This is a genomic window from Mucilaginibacter sp. P2_D11, from assembly GCF_056404435.1.
Map to the genome: position 1 here is coordinate 313,557 of NZ_JBFUEA010000001.1, position 17,586 is coordinate 331,142.

The following is a 17,586-nucleotide window of genomic DNA, read 5'->3' on the forward strand; positions in this document are numbered from 1 at the left end:
CAGAGGAGACGCAGAGATTCATGGAGCTTTGAAGAAAATCCCCATAAAAAAGGCCCCTAAAATAGGAGCCTCAATCTAATCATTTTATCTGCATCCCGAATATTCGGGACATATCAATTAATCACGTTCCGTATTCCGGTGTGGTTACTTCGCTTTCTTCAAATTCGTAATCGCTTAATGGCGGGCAGGAGCATATGAGCGTCCTATCGCCGTAGGTGTCGTTTACGCGGCCAACCGATGGCCAGAATTTGTAAGCAGCTACGTATGGCAACGGGAAACCTGCTTTCTGGCGGGTGTATGAGTGCTCCCACTCGTTGCCGGTAATAACGGCAGATGTATGCGGCGCATTCTTCAATGGGTTATCTGTTTTATCTGATAAGCCTTTCTCTACATCCTCAATTTCGTGGCGGATGGAAATCATGGCATCGCAGAAGCGGTCGAGTTCGTGCTTTGGTTCCGATTCCGTTGGTTCTATCATCACCGTGCCCGCAACAGGGAAAGATACTGTTGGCGCATGGAAACCATAATCCATTAAGCGCTTGGCAATATCCACTACCTCGATGCCGTACGCTTTAAACGAGCGGCAATCCAATATCATCTCGTGTGCGCAACGGCCTTTACTGCCGGTGTACAATACGTTATAATGCGCCTTAAGGCGGGTTTTGATATAGTTGGCGTTCAGGATAGCGTAACAGGTTGCGTTGGTTAATCCGTCGCCGCCCATCATGGCAATGTAAGCGTGGGAGATGATGAGGATAGAAGCAGAACCCCATGGCGCCGACGACACCGCGTGTATAGCTTTGCCGTTATCAATATCAACCACCGCATGGCCCGGCAGGTAAGGCACCAGGTGTTTCGCAACACCAATCGGACCCATGCCCGGGCCGCCACCGCCGTGCGGTATGCAGAAGGTTTTGTGTAAATTCAGGTGGCAAACATCCGCACCAATATTGGCGGGACTGGTTAAGCCTACCTGTGCGTTCATGTTAGCGCCATCCATATAAACCTGGCCACCGTTGGCGTGGATGATCTCGCAGATCTCGATAATCGATTCCTCGAACACGCCGTGGGTTGATGGGTAAGTCACCATCAGGCAGCTCAGTTCGTTTTTATATTGCTCGGCACGGGCACGCATGTCTTCAACATCAATGTTGCCGTTCTCATCGCATTTTACCACTACGATCTTCATGCCGGCCATTGCTGCAGATGCAGGGTTGGTACCGTGTGCCGATGATGGGATAAGCGCGATGTTACGGTGCGTATCGCCACGGTCGTGATGATATGCGCGGATAACCATCAGGCCCGCATACTCGCCTTGTGCGCCGGCGTTCGGCTGCAGGCTCATGGCGGCAAAGCCGGTAATTTCGCTCAGCCATTTGTTCAATTCATCAAACAATTGCATATAGCCACCAACCTGGTCGGTTGGTGCAAAGGGGTGCATTTTGCTGAACTCCGCCCAGGTAACAGGTACCATTTCGGTAGTGGCGTTCAATTTCATGGTGCAACTGCCCAGGGCAATCATCGAATGGCAAAGCGAAAGGTCCTTAGTCTCCAATGATTTGATGTAACGCAACATTTCGTGCTCGCTGTGGTGCGAGTTGAACAAAGCGTGTGTCAAATAAGCCGAGGTACGCTGCAAATCAGTAGGTATTACGGTCTCTACACTTTCGCGAAGCACATCGAAGTTGGCATCGCTCAGGCTTTTGCCTTTTACTTTGGCAAAGAAACGTACGACGTTCTTCACATCCTCAGGCGAGGTGGTTTCATCCAAAGATATGGTTACCTCGGTACCGTTGTAATGGAAATTTGATTCGTTGTTTAAGGCCTCTGAATGTATCGGCCCGGCCAATACGCCCAGGTCGAATTTCAGGGTATCAAAATATACTTTGTTCAACTGCTCAAAGCCTAATTCGTTAAGCGACGAAGCCAGCAATACGGTTAAGCCGTGAATGCGTTCGGCTATCAGCTTTACGCCTTTTGGGCCATGGTACACGGCATACATACCGGCCATAATAGCCAGCAATGCCTGTGCGGTACAGATGTTGGAGGTTGCTTTGTCGCGGCGGATGTGCTGCTCGCGGGTTTGCAGGGCCATGCGCAAAGCGTAGTTACCCGCTGCATCGATAGTTACGCCGATGATACGGCCGGGGATAGAGCGTTTGTATTCTTCTTTAGTAGCAAAGTAAGCCGCGTGCGGGCCACCGAAGCCCATAGGTACGCCAAAGCGCTGGGTGCTGCCCACCACAATGTCCGCGCCCCATTCGCCCGGAGGGCTAAGCAGGGTAAGGCTCATGATATCGGCAACAACGGTTAGTTTTATATTTTTCTCATGGAGCTGGTCGGCAAAGCCCTTGTAGTTGTACACCTCGCCATCGCCGGCAGGGTATTGTACAATGGCACCAAACATATCATCGGTTAGCTCCACGTTTTGGTGGTTGCCTATCTGCAGGGTAATGCCGTAAGGCTGGCTGCGGGTTTTTAAAATATCGATCGTTTGGGGGAACAGCTCCTCGCTCACAAAAAACACGGTTGCTTTTTGGTTCTTGCGCAGGCTGTATTGCATAAACATCGCTTCGGCAGCGGCAGTGCCTTCGTCCAGTAAAGATGCGTTGGCAATTTCCATCCCGGTAAGGTCGATAACCATGGTTTGGAAGTTGAGCAGCGCCTGTAAACGGCCCTGGGCAATCTCGGCCTGGTACGGTGTGTATTGGGTGTACCATCCCGGATTTTCGAGGATGTTACGCTGTATAACGCCCGGCACGATCACATCATAATAACCCTGACCGATGTACGATTTAAAAACTTTGTTTTTTGATGCCGTTACCTTCAGTGTGTTCAGGTAATCGAACTCGCTTTTGGCAGCGGGTAAATTCAACGGTGCTTTGAGCCTTATTTTTTCGGGTACCGTTTCATCTATCAGTTGCTCAAGCGTTTCCACGCCTACAGTCTTCAACATTTTTTCGGTATCTGCGGGGTTGGGGGCTATGTGCCTGTGCTGGAATTTTTCCTGGTAATCTATGTTCAGCTTCATCAAATGGGTGTCCCTTAAATTTAGCGCAAAGGTACAATTTTAGGCTGTGAGTAACAATTGACTAACATGATATTGACAGGGTATTTACAATAAGCAAAATAGTATCTTTATAGCTGTACCCAAATATGAAGTTGCTCAATTGCCTGATATTGCTGTTATTGATACGCGCCCCGCTCATAACTTTATGGGCGGCAGGGGCACCTTTGCCGAAAAAAAGTATTACCCGCCCATCTTTCGATTGCCCCACTATTACCTACGAGAACGAAAAAGTGGTGATGCCCGGCTGCGGCAAAACCGACGGCAGCATTAGCGGGCTCACCATCCACAGCGATGGCACCAAAGTAACCTACACCTGGCGTAATGGCAGCAACACCATAGTGGGCCACAACCTGGATTTGCCCGCCATAGGCGAAGGGATTTACCGGCTGGAGATTACAGATAACAGCGGCTGCAGTAATTCGGTATTTTCAAAACCGTATGTAATAGCCGGGGCAAACGCCATTACCTTAGATGATGATAACCCAGGTGTCGGCAGCGCAACCTGTACAACAGGAGGCTTTATTAAAGGCATAAAAGTAGCCAATGCTTCATCGTATTCGTGGAAGGATGTTTCGGGCAAGGAATACACCTCCACCACCACTGCTGATTTGCTGAACGCCCCGGCCGGCAGTTATATACTTACAGCTACCAATAGCAGCGGCTGTATTGCCGTAAGCAAGCCTGTTACTATACCTATTCAGCCCGATTTTAACCCGCCTGTGGTAACGGGCTATAATATTACGGATGCAGTGTGCAGTACCAGCGGAGGTGCGGTTGTTATCAATTTATCGTTACAATCCGGCGGGCCAACATTTACCCGTTTTTTTACCAGCACCAGCGACCCTACGCAGGCACGAATTAACGAAGGCCTGATTTTTGGCGACCGCTCTTCGATGGATGTGACGCTGAAGAATGTGGACGCCGACACTTATAATTTTTACGTGCAACTGGAAGATAAGTGTCCCGTATTGCTTGGTACCTATACCATTAAATACCTTTATGTAAATATAGAAATTGATAAAAGCCTGGTTGCAAACGATAAGTGCGGGCAGCACATAGGCGGTATCGTCCCGGTTATTAGTGGTGCGCCGAGTGGTGCCCCAAGGTACAAATGGGTTGATGTAAAAACCGGGAAAACCATAAGCGAGTATAAATCGCTGTTTAGGGTGGGTGCCGGGGAGTATGCGTTCACGGTAAATTACCAGGCCGGTTGTAAAGACACTAAAGTGTTTACCATAAAAAGCGATTCGCCGCCGCTGCCACCGCCGGTAATTGACGGCGCTACCCTTTGCCTGCCCGGCATTGCTGCTCTAAAGATAAAAGACCATGTAGATACCACTGATATCTTCAAGCTTTACTTATCAGAACAGGATACCATAGCGGTAGACAGTAATAAATTCGGCGAGTTTTACCGTAAGGTATCTCAGACTACCGATTTCTACGTGTCGCGCAAGCGTTTCGATTGCGAGAGCGAACGCATAAAAGTTACCGAAGTTGTGGTAGCCAGCATCGATTTTCCCAATGCCTTCACCCCTAATAACGATGGCGTAAACGATGTATGGAAGATATCGGGCATCGAGGCCTTCCCCGATGCGGACGTAAAGATATTCGACCGTTACGGGCACACGGTATATAGTTCCAGAGGTTATGGCGTGCCGTTCGATGGGCGAAGCCGGGGCCGTTTGCTGCCCAATGGTGTTTACTACTATACAATCGACCTAAAAAAGCGGGCCTGCTACGGCGAAATAGCAGGCAGCCTCACTATTCTGCATTAAATTGAAGAATTGCAAGGCAATTGGCTATTTTGCAGGTTGAATATCCGATGCGTTACTCCAGGCTTTTTACATTCTTAATAGTGTTACTATCTGCTTTTACTGCAAAGGCGGATGTGTTTACGGTAACCAGTAATGCCGATAGCGGGCCGGGCACTTTGCGGGAGGCATTGACCTTGGCCGCAGCGAATGGCAGCACTGTGCAGGATTTTATATATTTTAATTTGCCGGATTTGAGCGAGGCGGGGAGGACGATAACTATACTTGGCCGCTTACCCAATGTTTCCTCAAACCTTCAGATAGATGCCAGCACTCAGCCAGGCAGCAAATTTGGCATCAGCGATGCCAGGGTTAAAATATTGATGGCCTATGAGGACCACACCGCCAGCAATAATTGCCTCTACATTTATAAGCAAACAAATGTTGGCGTATACGCATTGTTTTTTGACCGTAACCCGGCATTTTTCACTAATAACCGCACTTATGGTATTTACGCATCGGTAGCTAAAAGGATAGAAATAGGCGCTCCCGGCAAAGGATGTGTTGTAATAAACTTTGAAGACAATATAGCATTTGATATAGATATTGCAAATGTGACATCGCTGGATGTCAACGAGGATGTAAAAATTCAGAGTAATTTTATCGCAATAAATGAAGATGGAGCGTCTGTTTGTTTGCTTGGCAATTCTGAGTGTAATTTTTTCAATGTAAAAAACCTTACCCTGGGCGGCAAAGGGTTTAGTTACGGTAATTGCATTTTCGGGCACTTTTTAATTGAGCCGGTTTTTTATGATATACCCAATGGCTTAGAAGGCTTATTTATCAGCAATAACAGGGTTGGTTTGAATTCATCAGCAACTGCCCCTTTAAGCAACAATAGCAAAAGCATAGCATCATCGGTAAGCATAACTGGTTTTGGAACAACGAAAACCTGCGAAATAACTAACAACATATTTTCAGACGGCATTTCGATAAATGTTGGTTGTTACTTTACCATTACCGGTAATAAATTCGGCACAGACATCACAGGGAATGTAATTTTTCCTCATAAATCCTTAGGGATTGTTGTTGGCTATTGCACCGGCGGAGGTAAAATTGGCGGAACGCTTACGGAGGAAAAAAATATTTTTGCCGGAAGTTACCTGGAACCGTATTTCCCCTTGAACGTTTTTGGAGTTATTAACAACATTTCTTCGCCAGGGGTTGAGGTATTAGGGAACGTTTTCAAATGTAATAGCGGTATAAGGCCTATTAAGCTTAATGGGATTGACAACAATGTGCCTGTAATCACCTCCCGATTGGTCACTAGCGTTAAGGGCACGGCTCCTGCAAATTCGCGCGTTGACCTTTATTATAGTATAGAGTGCAGCTATTGCGAACCGCAACAGCTTTTTGCGTCTGTAATATCCGATGCAAACGGCAATTGGCAGTTTAGCGGCAATATTTTGAACTATGCTGTTATTGCATCAAGCACAAACAAGGGCTCAACGTCGGAGTTTTCGTCCTTGCATTTTACCTATGCGCTCGAAGATGTAAAAATACAGCCCGCTTGTAACGGGAAGGATGGTTCTATTAAAGGTATATCATCAAATGGAGCCTCAACCTATGAATGGTATAATGAAGCTGGTATTGTGGTTGCAAACACACAAGAACTGGTTGGTGCTATACCCGGCAAATACTACCTCGTAATAACATCTGGTGATTGCGCTGCAACCTCTCCTGTTTTTGAAATAAAAAATACCGCTTTAGAGATAAATACATCGGCTATGCAAACTACCCCGGTTACCTGTAATAACGGTGGAAGCATCACCGGGATTACGGCAGGTGCCTCGCTTTTGGCGGAATGGAGAGATCAGCAACAAAATGTCCGCTCGGGAACACTGGACCTCATCAACGTAGAGGCGGGTAGCTATAGCCTCACGGTTTTTACTGCAGACAAAAACTGTTCGCAAACCATTGGCCCGTTCGAAATAAAAAATGCTACTGTGCCCAGCCTCGATTTAACAGGCCAAGGTGGCCGCTCGGCAACCTGCAACGAGAACAATGGCTCTATTACAGGTTTGAAAACAACCAATGCCAGTACCTACCAATGGACCATTACAGGCACCAATACCGTAAAAAGCACCCAGTTAGACCTGACGAACGTCCCAGCCGGCTTTTACACGCTCACTATCAGCAACGCCACGTGCAGCAAAAGCTACGATTTTGAGGTGGCGGGCTTCCCACCTACGGTTTTTACGGGAATCACTTATACCAAAACTAAAACCTGCGCTGCTTTTAATACAGGTACCATAACGCTGAATACCGATAAGGCCAATGAAGAACCCACGCAGTATTTATGGCTGGATGAACAAGGTACCCCTGTGGGATACACCAAAGAAGTACAATTTTTAAAATCGGGAAAATATACTTTGCAATTAACCAATAAGAATTTTTGCCCGGTTACCTACCCCGAGGTTTTTGTAATTGAGGCCTACCCCGAATTTAACGTAACAAGCTTTGGAACCGTGACCAATACCCAATGCGGCGTGGGCATTGGGGGCGTATCCGGCATTGCCGTAAGCGGAGGCACCGGCAATTATACCTATAAATGGCTCGATGCAGATAACAACGACAGTCCCCTGCCTGGTAAAACGCAACCCGCATTAAGCAACGTTTTAAAAGGCCATTATAAACTGCGCATTACAGATGGTGGCTGCAGCCTTGCCGAAATCCCTTACACCATAATTGATGAGGCGGTAACGCCTCCTTCGCCATCTGCAAATAATATACAAGTTTACAATACCGGCCCCGCTGTTATAAAGGTTAACAGCCCCTTCCCAACAGCCATATACCGCATATACGAAACGGCAACCAATCCGCAGCCCATTAAAGATACAATAGGAGGCAATATCAAAATTAACGTAACCGAAAGCCGCAGCTATTATGTGAGCCTTACCTATGGTTATTGCGAAAGCGCCCGTACAGAAGTTAAGGTGTTTTTGAGTGCCTTAAATGGCAACATCCCCAATACGTTTACCCCCAATGGCGACGGCATCAACGATTACTGGAATATACCAGGCCTGGATACTTATCCAAATGCTAAAGTGAATATTTTTAACCGCTATGGAATCCCGGTTTTCCAATCAATAGGTTATGCAAAACCCTTCGACGGCACAAGCAATGGCAAACCATTACCTGTGGGTGTGTATTACTATATAATCACTTTGAAAAAGGGCGATGCGCTATCGGGTAATGTCACTATCATCCGTTAAGCCAACTGGCGCAGGTACATCTGTATGGTGTTTTCCAGGCCGTAGTACAATGCATCGCTGATTAAAGCGTGGCCTATGCTCACCTCATCCAGCGCCGGTATATTCTGGGCGAAGTATTTAAGGTTGTGCAGGTCGAGGTCGTGCCCGGCGTTTATGCCCAGGCCGAGTTGATGGGCCACTTCGGCTGCCTTTATGTAGGGTGCTATGGCTTGTTCTTTGTCTTGGTGGTATTGGGTGGCGTAGGCCTCGGTGTATAGTTCTATGCGGTCGGTGCCGGTTGTGGCGGCTGCTTTTATCATCTCTACCACCGGGTCCACGAATATCGAAACGCGAATGCCTTCATCCTTGAATACCTTGATTATCTTTTGCAGATAGTGCTGGTTGGCTATCGTATCCCAGCCATGGTTGCTGGTAATCTGCCCCAAAATATCGGGCACCAGGGTAACCTGCTCCGGCTTGTTGGCCAGTACCAGGTTCACGAATTTTTCTTCCTCGCAGTTGCCCTCTATATTGAACTCGGTTTTTACCACCCGCTTCAGTTCAAAAACATCGTTGTAGCGGATGTGTCGCTCATCGGGACGGGGGTGTACCGTTATGCCCTGTGCGCCAAAACGTTCGCAATCTTTTGCAACCTGTATAAGATTGGGGTTATCGCCGCCGCGCGAATTGCGCAACGTAGCTATTTTATTGATGTTTACAGATAAGCGTGCCATAGGGGCAAAGTTAATAGTTATGGCAATATAGCGGTAAGGTTTATATTTATGCAGGAATTACCACAATCTCATTATCATTTCCTTTATCTACCACTTGTTTTACGCCCGCTGCTGCGAGGTCTTTAGCAAGGTTCATAATCATCCTGTTGTCCCAGCCATCCTGCCAGGGTACTAAAATTGCCAGGGTTTTGTGCTTGCATTCCATTTGGAGAATATTCCTAGGCGGCTTCATGCCGACGTGCCACATACTGCCGCCATAATAATCGAAACGTTTTTTATAAGTGAAGTATACATCACCAAATGATAATGTGTCTATTACCGTATTCGTCCTGCTTTTGGTTACTACACTTACCTGTTTTTTATCGGTCTCAATTACCACGCTGTAGGTGTATTCCCATCGTAACTGTACGGTTGTGAAGATAGCGGTAGCAATACCTGCTATTATCGTAATACCTAGCGGTGGTTGGCTATAAATAAGCATAAGAAGGATAAGGATTGCGATGAATGCTATCATCGCAAAGCCTTTTTTTTCAACTGTGTAAGTTATTGCGGGCATGCAAATTCAAATTCCTATTTCCCCCTCACCGCAATCACCACGCTATTCCGGCCATCGCGTACTTCGGGGTTTAGGCCTACGGTCATCAGGTATTTGCCCGAATAGGTTGCCGTGGCTATACCTGCGTTATAGCCGGGCATCAGGTTGGTTTCGCTTACTTCGTATAGCTTATCTTCCTGCAAGCCCTTCATGCGGATAGGCAGGTGGCTGCCGACCTGGTAGCGGTTGCTTACCAGGTAATTGAACATGATGGCGTTGTTTTTTGCGGCATCTACATACATAACAGATGCAAAATCGTTACCCCATGGGCTTTGCAGGCGGTATTGGTCGCCGTGCCAGATGGCTTCGCTGAATTCTTTATAGGTTGCCAATGCTCCGTGTGCATAGGTCAGTTCTTCGGGTTTCAGTTTGCTTACAACAATATCGAAACCTAGCTTGCCCATCATGGCTACATCCGTGCGGAACTTGATGGGGTGCTTGCCCCAATCGGTAACGTGGTTGCTGCTGGTGAGGGCAGGGTAAAAGTACGAGTACTCCCATTGGATAAATACACGCTCTATAGGCTCGGTATTGTCGCTGGCCCAAAATTCGGTGAAGTATTTCAATGCGCCGTAATCAACACGACCGCCGCCGCCGCTGCAAAGCATCATGGGCACTTTTGGGTATTTGGCCCGCAGCCTATCCAGTACGCTGTACAGCCCGCGCACATAGTCGAAATAAAAATTGCCTTGGTTTTTTTGGTATGGCGAGTATGCATTGTACATCAGCGCATTGCAATCCCATTTGATGTAGGCCAAATCGGGGTTCTCTACAAAAAGCTTATCTACCACGCCGAACACGAAGTTTTGCACGGCAGGGTTGCTTAAATCCAGCACCAACTGGTTGCGCATATAAAATTCGGGGCGGTTGGGTTGTTTTACCACCCAGTCCGGGTGTTTTTCATACAGCTCGCTTTTGGGGTTCACCATTTCGGGCTCTACCCAAATGCCGAATTTTACGCCGTTTTCTTTAGCTACTTTAACCAAAAAGGGGATGCCGTCGGGTAGTTTGGTTTTGTTTACTTCCCAATCGCCCAGGCCAGCATGGTCGCCGTTGCGCGGGTATTTGTTGCCGAACCAGCCATCGTCCAGCAAGAACAAATCAACGCCCAGGTCTTTGGTATCTTTCAGCAAAGCAGAAAGTTTATCGTTATTGAAATCGAAGTAGGTAGATTCCCAGTTGTTCAGCAGCGTTAAGCGCGGCCCCTGCCCGTCGAGCACCTTGTATTTTCGTGCCCAGCTTTGCAGATTGCGGCTGGCGTCGCCTTTGCCTTTATCGCTAAGGGTGTAAACAAATTTCGGCGTTTCGAAAGCTATACCTGCTTTAAGGGTGTAATTGGCGGCGTAGTTATTGGCACCGGCTATAATGCGCAGGTTGTTGGTCGGGTCAACCTCCAGGTCTATACGGAAATTACCGCTCCACTCCAGGTTGCCGTAAAGTACCTGGCCCTCGTCTTCGCCGGCGGGCTTGTTTAGCGATATCATAAATACCGGTGGCTGAAAGATATCTGCGCGCGACCCCAGCTTGCTATCCAGCGTTTTGATGCCGTGGTTTAGCTGCTCTTCCTCGGGGCGCATTTCCTGTGCCCACTCGCCATGGTAATGCTTCAGCCAGTAGCTGTCGGCCTGTACGTACAGGTTTGCCGATGCATATTTGTTCAGCACCACATCCTTTTTTTCGTGATGGGTAATAACGCTCCATTGCTCGGTTACGTTTTCGGCGTAATAGCTTTGGTAGTTCAGCGTCACCTCGAAATTGTAAAGCGAATCTTTAAGATGCACGCTCAGCAGCGATACATCATCGCTTATTTTGGTAACCGTATGGCTTACGTACTGCAGCTCGAGCGATTTATTGCCATCGGCATGGGTAACCTCAATGGCGGGCTCCAACAGGTTATGCGTGCCCGATGTGGTGTAGGCCGAGTTGTAAACGTTATCGTACCTATCCAGCTTAGTGGTTTTGGGTACTGCCGCATATTCGCCCGGGTTGTTTAGCCTGCCGCCGAAATACACCATGCTGAGCCGTTTATCATCGCCTACGCGCAGTACGATGGCGTTGTTTTTGGTTTCGATGGGGATAACGAGAGATTGCGCAAGTGCGAACAAGCTGTTAAATGTCAGTGCGACAATAATCAGCGCCGGGCGCAGGGACGATGAGCGTACGAAATTCATAATACAGGTTATATCGGTTGGCTTTGTTTATTTGTTAAGCGGATAGATAACCCCGTCTTTCATTACCAATGTAATTTGTGTTACTGCTTTGATATCTGTAGAAGGGTCGCCGTTTACGGCCACAATATCGGCTAAATAATTTACTTTGATGTTGCCTAAGTCTTTCAACTCAAAAACCCGGGCGTTTACAGATGTAGCCGAGCGCAACACATCAATAGGCTTCATACCATATTCTACCATCAGCACCATTTCGCGGGCATTATCGCCGTGCGCATAAACGCCTACATCGCCGCCCATACAAATTGTTACGCCGGATTTAAGGGCTTCGGTAAAAATATTTTTTTTGATCCTTACGCTTGCAGGGTCCGGGTCGATGCCCTTTTTCCAGCCGCTGTACGTGCTATAGGCTTCTGTTGCGGATAAAGTGGCACATAATGCGATACCTTTAGCTTTCATTTGTTTAAATAGCTCCGGTGTACCGCCGTCGCCATGCTCAATAGTGCTGGCGCCTGCCAATATCGCTCTGCGCATACCCTCTTCTGTACTGGAATGCATTACCACCTGCCTGCCGCTGCTATTGGCTACCTGCACAGCGGTTTTCAATTCATCCAAAGTAAAAGTTGGCGTGGTAGTATCGTTGGTTCCCCAAAGGTAGTCGGCATATATTTTTACGATATCGGCACCATAACCGATCTGCGAACGTACAACGTGGCTTATGCCGTCAATACCATCAGCTTCTTCGGCACCTTTTATCAGTTTAAGGTCGGTAACTTCAGTTTTTGGCCCATAACTGCCGGTTGCTACAATAGCCCTGGTGGCAACCAGCATACGCGGGCCGGGTATAATGCCTTTATTGATGGCTGTTTTTAGGCCTACATCGTCATAGCCTGCGCCTTCGGTGCCCAAATCGCGCACGGTGGTGAAGCCTGCCAATAAAGTTGCCCTGGCGTGGTTTATGGCACGGGCAAGGCGCTCGGGGCGGCTTTCGGTAAGCACCTGGTTGTCCCAGCTGGTTTCGTTATAGGGGTGCAAAAAAAGGTGCGAGTGGCCCTCAATCATGCCGGGCATCAGCGTACTGCCTTTTAGTTCGATAACCGTTGCATCGGCAGGGATAGTGATAGATGAGGGCAGGCCTACAGCCTCGATGCGTTTGTTTTTTACCAGCACCCACCAGCCGGCGTGCATATCCCGCCCGTCGAAAACGCGGTCGGGTTTCAAAAGGGTGTAATGCGTTTGCGCAAAAAGGCTTTGGCCGATAAAAAGCGCGCTTATCAGCAGGGCAAGTAATTTTTTCATAGCTATATTAGAAAGTTAGGTTACAGTTCTCAGGGCTCTTTATTGCAAGGTTTTCCGGCATCGGGGTTATGCGGAAATTAGTTTACTTTATTTTGCTTATCAAGGGTTTGATTGAGGGAATTAAACCAAATGCTTTGCTCTAGATAATAACGCTAATTGCGCCGGTAACAGCTATTTCTAACTGTTATGCAAGCTTCCGGGCTTTTAAGTCGTCTAATATAACAGTACTATTCGTTATTTTCTAATGCCAAAGTTATTTTCGTCGCGGTGGTAACCGGAAAATAACCACAATGTCTTCCTCTTTCGGGAGAGAGAGGGAGGGGGGAGTTGACCCGCGATGCGGACATTACCGCCAGGTCTCCAACCTCCTTTTTTAACTCCAGCGCTATTATCATTTATATTCGCAAGCCCTCGTAAAACGGGTCTTTACTTTTGTCTCTCAAAATAGTCAGAATTATTTTATTGTGCATGCAACCATTTTAACCAGTTTCCCATCTTACTTTTAAATGATGTTTTTGGAACCTAAAATCACTATTGACGAACTGGTACACCGTTGCAAAACCGGGCAGCGTAAAGCGCAGGAAATGCTTTACAAACGCCTGGCCGCAAAAATGATGGGCGTATGCCTGCGTTACGCTACCGATCGTATGGAGGCCGAAGACATGCTGCAGAATGGCTTCATCCGCGTGTTCCAAAAGATAGAAGATTTTAGGGGCGATGGCTCGTTCGAGGGCTGGGTAAGGCGGATAATGGTTCACAGTTCTATAGAGTATTACCGCAAACACCACCGCATGATGCAGGTTGTAGATATCGACGAGGCAGGGCAGGAGCCATCTGTAAATGCAGCTGCAGCATCGAGCCTTGAGGCGAAGGACTTATTGGTACTGATAACAACCCTTTCGCCGGGTTACCGCATGGTGTTTAACCTTTACGCCATCGACGGATATTCGCACAAGGAGATTGCCGAAATTGTGGGCATTAGCGAGGGTGCCTCCAAATCGCAATTATCAAGGGCCAGGGCTATTTTAAAAGAACAGATACTAAAGGCAGAAAAAAAAAGCTATGAATATGCAGGATAAGGATTTTGATGAGTTGTTCCGGAATAAACTGGGAGACCTGGAAGTAGAGCCAAGCAAAGGGTTATGGGATAATATTACTGCAGAAGTTGTCATCGATAAAAAGGACCGCTCGGCCCTGCCGTTCATCAGTATAGCTGCCAGTGTACTGGTGTTGGTTGCCGCGGGGCTGTTTTTTATCCCTAAAATAAAGCCCGATATTACCAAACCATCAAAGTTGATAGCCCTTAACCATACCGGCGGCCAAAAGACAAACACCGTTGTGCCAAAAGCTGCCGAAATTAAAGCGGTTGCGCCGCAAATTCAACAGGTAGCCGTGGTGAGCCTGCCCGTAAAGCAGCACAGTGTTAAGCAAAGCATCAAAAAACAAAACAGCGGCCTGCCGGCCTTGAATACCGATGCCATTGCTCAGCAACAACCTCGGCAAATTGCACCGCAAACAGCGCATAACGATGTTATATTGGCGGCCGTTAACCCCGATCCACTTGCGCAGGCTGCTATTACGCCAACCGTAACCGCCGAAGTAAAAGATACGCACATAGCCGCACTCACAGTGCCTGCCCTGCCTGCCCAAACCATTGCTACCGTGCAACCAAAGAAACCTCGCATCCGCAGCTTTGGCGACCTGATAAACGTAGTGGTGGCCAAGGTTGATAAGCGCAAGGATAAGCTGATAGAGTTCAGCAACAAAGACGACGACGAGTCGCTGATTACCGGGATAAACCTGGGCATCATCAGAGTAAAAAAAGAAGAAGTTATTGCAACTAATAAATAATCATGAAAGCATTTATATACACCCTCATCATATGTTTTGCAGCAAGCAGCCTGTTTGCCCAAACCGATACCATCAAAACCCGCTCCAGCGACAAAGGTGATGCCGATACCATCATCATTATCAAAAGCAAAAAGCGGCACAAGTACAAATTCGGTATAGGGCAGGATGTCGCCGAAGTAAACGTCAACAATAACGAATACGATACCACCTACACCGCCTCTAAGGCCCCCGGCTTTTCGTTTGGCCTTACCTTTACCCGGTTCGATATCGGGCTGGCCACGCTGAACGATAACGGCAGCTTTAAACTGTCGCCGCAGAACCAGTTTTTGAATTACCGCTCGTGGCGCAGCAGCAGCATTGGCTTTGATGTGCTGCAACTGAGTTATCGTTTTAGTCCGGCCTTCAGAATATACACCGCAGGAGGCTTCGATTGGTTTAACCTGCGCCTGCGCGAAAGCGGCACCGTACAACGCGATGGCGACGTACTCACTTTTGTGCCCGATGATATCAAATACACGAAAAACCGCCTGAGGGCAAGCTACCTGCGCATACCGGTGGCGTTTGATTTCCGCACGCACGATGATGCCGACGGCCGCAGGTTCCACTTTGTGGGCGGCCTGGATATGGGCGTACTATTAGGCAGCAGCCTGCTACAGGAGAGCAAGGAGAACGGCAGCCAGAAACGCGGCGGCGACTACCACTTCACCAAGTTTCGTTACGGCCCCTTCGTGCGGGTAGGTTATGGTGGCATAGGCGTATTTGCCCGTTACTACATGAACGATATGTTTGATGATAGTCCCGCCCAAAAAGGTTTAAGGAACTTCTCCTTTGGGATGAGCGTGGGTTGGTAAACACGATTGGAAGAGGATTTTTTACAGGATTAAGGGATTGAAGGATTAAGCAGGATTTTTTGCCTATTCGGGAAGGCGGGCTGATTGGTGTGGGTTGAAAACGGTTAGATTTGATAAATTATTCCTACTTTGAATTATGGATAAGTTTGCAAATATTAACGAGTTAACGCACAAAATAATTGGGTGTGCGATGGAAGTTCATCGGGTTATTGGAACAGGATTTCAAGAGGTGATTTATCAAAAAGCCCTGGGGATTGAATTAGCCTTTCAAGGACTATTATTTGAACGGGAAAAAGAAATGCACATCTACTATCGTAATGAACTGATAGGCACTCGCAGAGTTGATTTTTTCGTCGAAAACCTTGTGATGTTAGAAATCAAAGCCTTAGATAAAATTGAAGACATTCATAAAAATCAGGCCATTAATTATCTGGAGGTTTACAACATAGCTGATGGGTTACTAATCAACTTCGGTGCGCCTAGTTTAGATTTCAAAAGGCTTTACAATAAAAACTAATTAAGCCCTACAAGCCAAACAACAACTAATTTAAAGGGTATGAATTTTTGACGGTCTCCTAATCAGAAATCCCACAAAGCTATAAGTCGTTAAATCCTATTCTCTCTATCGCAAGTAAAAAATCCTGTGAAATCTATCAATCCCTTAATCCTGTAAAATGCTTTCAAAATCGTGTGTATCTTTGTTTGATGGCAGATGTACCTTTTTTGCAGGCGGTTTCGGTAAGTAAAATATACCCAGGGGGCACCCAATCGGGCGTAAAAAATATAAGTATTGAAATTATCCCCGGCAAGATAACCGCTATTATTGGCGAAAGCGGCAGCGGCAAAAGCACCTTGCTGCGCATGCTATACGGTTTGCTATCGCCAAACGAAGGCACGGTTTATTTTAAGGGCGAACGCATATGGGGTCCCGAGGAAAAGCTTATTCCCGGCCACGATGAGATGAAGATGGTTACCCAGCATACGGATGACCTGAACCTTTTTGCCCGGGTATGGGATAACGTGGCCGCTATGCTGCCCAGCACCAACGTAAAGCTTAAGGAAGAAAAAACCGAAGCCGTACTTACCCAGCTCAACATGATGCAAATGGCCTACAAACGTGTGGCCGACCTGAGCGGCGGCGAAAAACAACGCGTGGCCATTGCCCGTGCCATTATAACCCGCCCGCAGGTGCTGTTTTTAGATGAACCCTTTAACCAGGTAGATACCTCATTTAGGGAGGGCCTGCAGCACGATATCCGCCAGATAGTACGCGAAAGTGGCATTACGGTCGTAATGGTATCGCATGACCCTGCCGAAGTGCTCTCGATGGCCGATGAGCTGGTGGTGATAAGGGGTGGTGCGATAGTAGAAAAGGGTCACCCTAAGGAGCTTTATCAAAGCCCGCAGCACCTGTACACTGCCGAATTGTTGAGCAATTGCAACGTACTTAGGCCCGCAGAAGCAAACTTATGCGGCATAGATACCCAAAAAGAAAGCGTCGTAGTGTACCCCGAATGGATAAGGCTGACCACCACGCCGGAGGCCACACAATGGACGGTACGCGAAGTGCTTTTCAAAGGCTTTTATGAAGATCTGCTGCTGGAATATAACGGCGTTATCATCCGCGTGGTGAACGGCGAGAACGACAGGTTTAAGCCGGGAGATATGATTGGTATTAAAGTAAAGAAGTGGCTGGAGTATTAGGCCCCCAGCCTCTAAAGGGGGAGCTTTTGAATGGCGATGAGGATACAAAACTTATGGATAATAATATCGGACACCGAATGCCCAACACCGAGTAATGATTTGGAAAACTTTGATGCTCTACATTCGGAATTCATTATTTCCACCACACCGCGTTAGCGGATTGCAGCGGAAAACCCACAGCCGTGCGGGGGCGTGCGCGCCGGCAAAGGCGAGGATTTGCAGCGGAAAGCGCGGCCCGCAGGGAACGCCATAACTAAATTGAATCCTGCCTGGGGTGTTGGGTTTGCGCTTTTATTAAGGATGTAAGGA

General features: G+C 47.7%; 12 protein-coding genes. 7 read left to right on the forward strand and 5 right to left on the reverse strand.

What is annotated here, in order from left to right:
- Positions 1 to 121: 121 nt before the first annotated feature.
- The gene (gene gcvP, locus AC1DXC_RS01320) at positions 122 to 3,031 is read right to left on the reverse strand and encodes an aminomethyl-transferring glycine dehydrogenase (RefSeq protein ID WP_477457318.1); all 2,910 of its coding nucleotides are present in this window, start codon (positions 3,029 to 3,031) and stop codon (positions 122 to 124) included.
- Positions 3,032 to 3,156: 125 nt separating this feature from the next.
- Between gcvP and AC1DXC_RS01325 the strand changes: the two genes are divergently transcribed.
- Positions 3,157 to 4,845, forward strand: a complete 1,689-nt coding sequence (locus tag AC1DXC_RS01325) for a gliding motility-associated C-terminal domain-containing protein (RefSeq protein ID WP_477457319.1) — start codon at positions 3,157 to 3,159, stop codon at positions 4,843 to 4,845.
- A gap of 80 nt (positions 4,846 to 4,925) precedes the next feature.
- The gene (locus AC1DXC_RS01330; protein ID WP_477457320.1) at positions 4,926 to 8,096 is read left to right on the forward strand and encodes a gliding motility-associated C-terminal domain-containing protein; all 3,171 of its coding nucleotides are present in this window, start codon (positions 4,926 to 4,928) and stop codon (positions 8,094 to 8,096) included.
- On the opposite strand, the gene AC1DXC_RS01335 is transcribed toward AC1DXC_RS01330, so the two are convergent.
- From AC1DXC_RS01335 to AC1DXC_RS01350, 4 genes are read right to left on the reverse strand one after another with little or no spacing between them, the layout of a single operon-like run.
- Positions 8,093 to 8,809 carry a pyridoxine 5'-phosphate synthase gene (locus AC1DXC_RS01335; RefSeq protein WP_477457321.1) on the reverse strand — a complete coding sequence of 239 codons (717 nt, stop codon included), beginning with the start codon at positions 8,807 to 8,809 and terminating at the stop codon, positions 8,093 to 8,095. The two genes, AC1DXC_RS01330 and AC1DXC_RS01335, sit on opposite strands and share 4 nt — an antisense overlap.
- A 46-nt stretch (positions 8,810 to 8,855) precedes the next feature.
- Entirely contained in the window at positions 8,856 to 9,323 is a 468-nt protein-coding gene (locus AC1DXC_RS01340) for a hypothetical protein (protein WP_477457322.1), read from the reverse strand.
- A gap of 56 nt (positions 9,324 to 9,379) precedes the next feature.
- Positions 9,380 to 11,575 carry an alpha-galactosidase gene (locus AC1DXC_RS01345; protein WP_477457323.1) on the reverse strand — a complete coding sequence of 732 codons (2,196 nt, stop codon included), beginning with the start codon at positions 11,573 to 11,575 and terminating at the stop codon, positions 9,380 to 9,382.
- A 27-nt stretch (positions 11,576 to 11,602) separates the two neighbouring features.
- The gene (locus tag AC1DXC_RS01350) at positions 11,603 to 12,871 is read right to left on the reverse strand and encodes a metal-dependent hydrolase family protein (RefSeq protein WP_477457324.1); all 1,269 of its coding nucleotides are present in this window, start codon (positions 12,869 to 12,871) and stop codon (positions 11,603 to 11,605) included.
- A gap of 509 nt (positions 12,872 to 13,380) precedes the next feature.
- On the opposite strand from AC1DXC_RS01350, the gene AC1DXC_RS01355 reads away from it, so the two are divergent.
- The 5 genes from AC1DXC_RS01355 (at position 13,381) to AC1DXC_RS01375 (ending at position 17,277) form a co-directional block, all read left to right on the forward strand.
- Positions 13,381 to 13,950, forward strand: coding sequence for an RNA polymerase sigma factor (locus AC1DXC_RS01355; protein WP_477457325.1), 570 nt, complete (start codon positions 13,381 to 13,383; stop codon positions 13,948 to 13,950).
- Entirely contained in the window at positions 13,934 to 14,722 is a 789-nt protein-coding gene (locus tag AC1DXC_RS01360) for a hypothetical protein (RefSeq protein WP_477457326.1), read from the forward strand. The genes AC1DXC_RS01355 and AC1DXC_RS01360 overlap by 17 nt, the downstream gene beginning before the upstream one ends.
- A gap of 2 nt (positions 14,723 to 14,724) precedes the next feature.
- Positions 14,725 to 15,573 carry an outer membrane beta-barrel protein gene (locus AC1DXC_RS01365; RefSeq protein ID WP_477457327.1) on the forward strand — a complete coding sequence of 283 codons (849 nt, stop codon included), beginning with the start codon at positions 14,725 to 14,727 and terminating at the stop codon, positions 15,571 to 15,573.
- A 136-nt stretch (positions 15,574 to 15,709) separates the two neighbouring features.
- Positions 15,710 to 16,090, forward strand: coding sequence for a GxxExxY protein (locus AC1DXC_RS01370; protein ID WP_477457328.1), 381 nt, complete (start codon positions 15,710 to 15,712; stop codon positions 16,088 to 16,090).
- A 188-nt stretch (positions 16,091 to 16,278) separates the two neighbouring features.
- A complete protein-coding gene (locus tag AC1DXC_RS01375) occupies positions 16,279 to 17,277 on the forward strand; it encodes an ABC transporter ATP-binding protein (protein ID WP_477457329.1) in 999 nt (332 codons plus the stop codon).
- Positions 17,278 to 17,586: the final 309 nt, after the last annotated feature.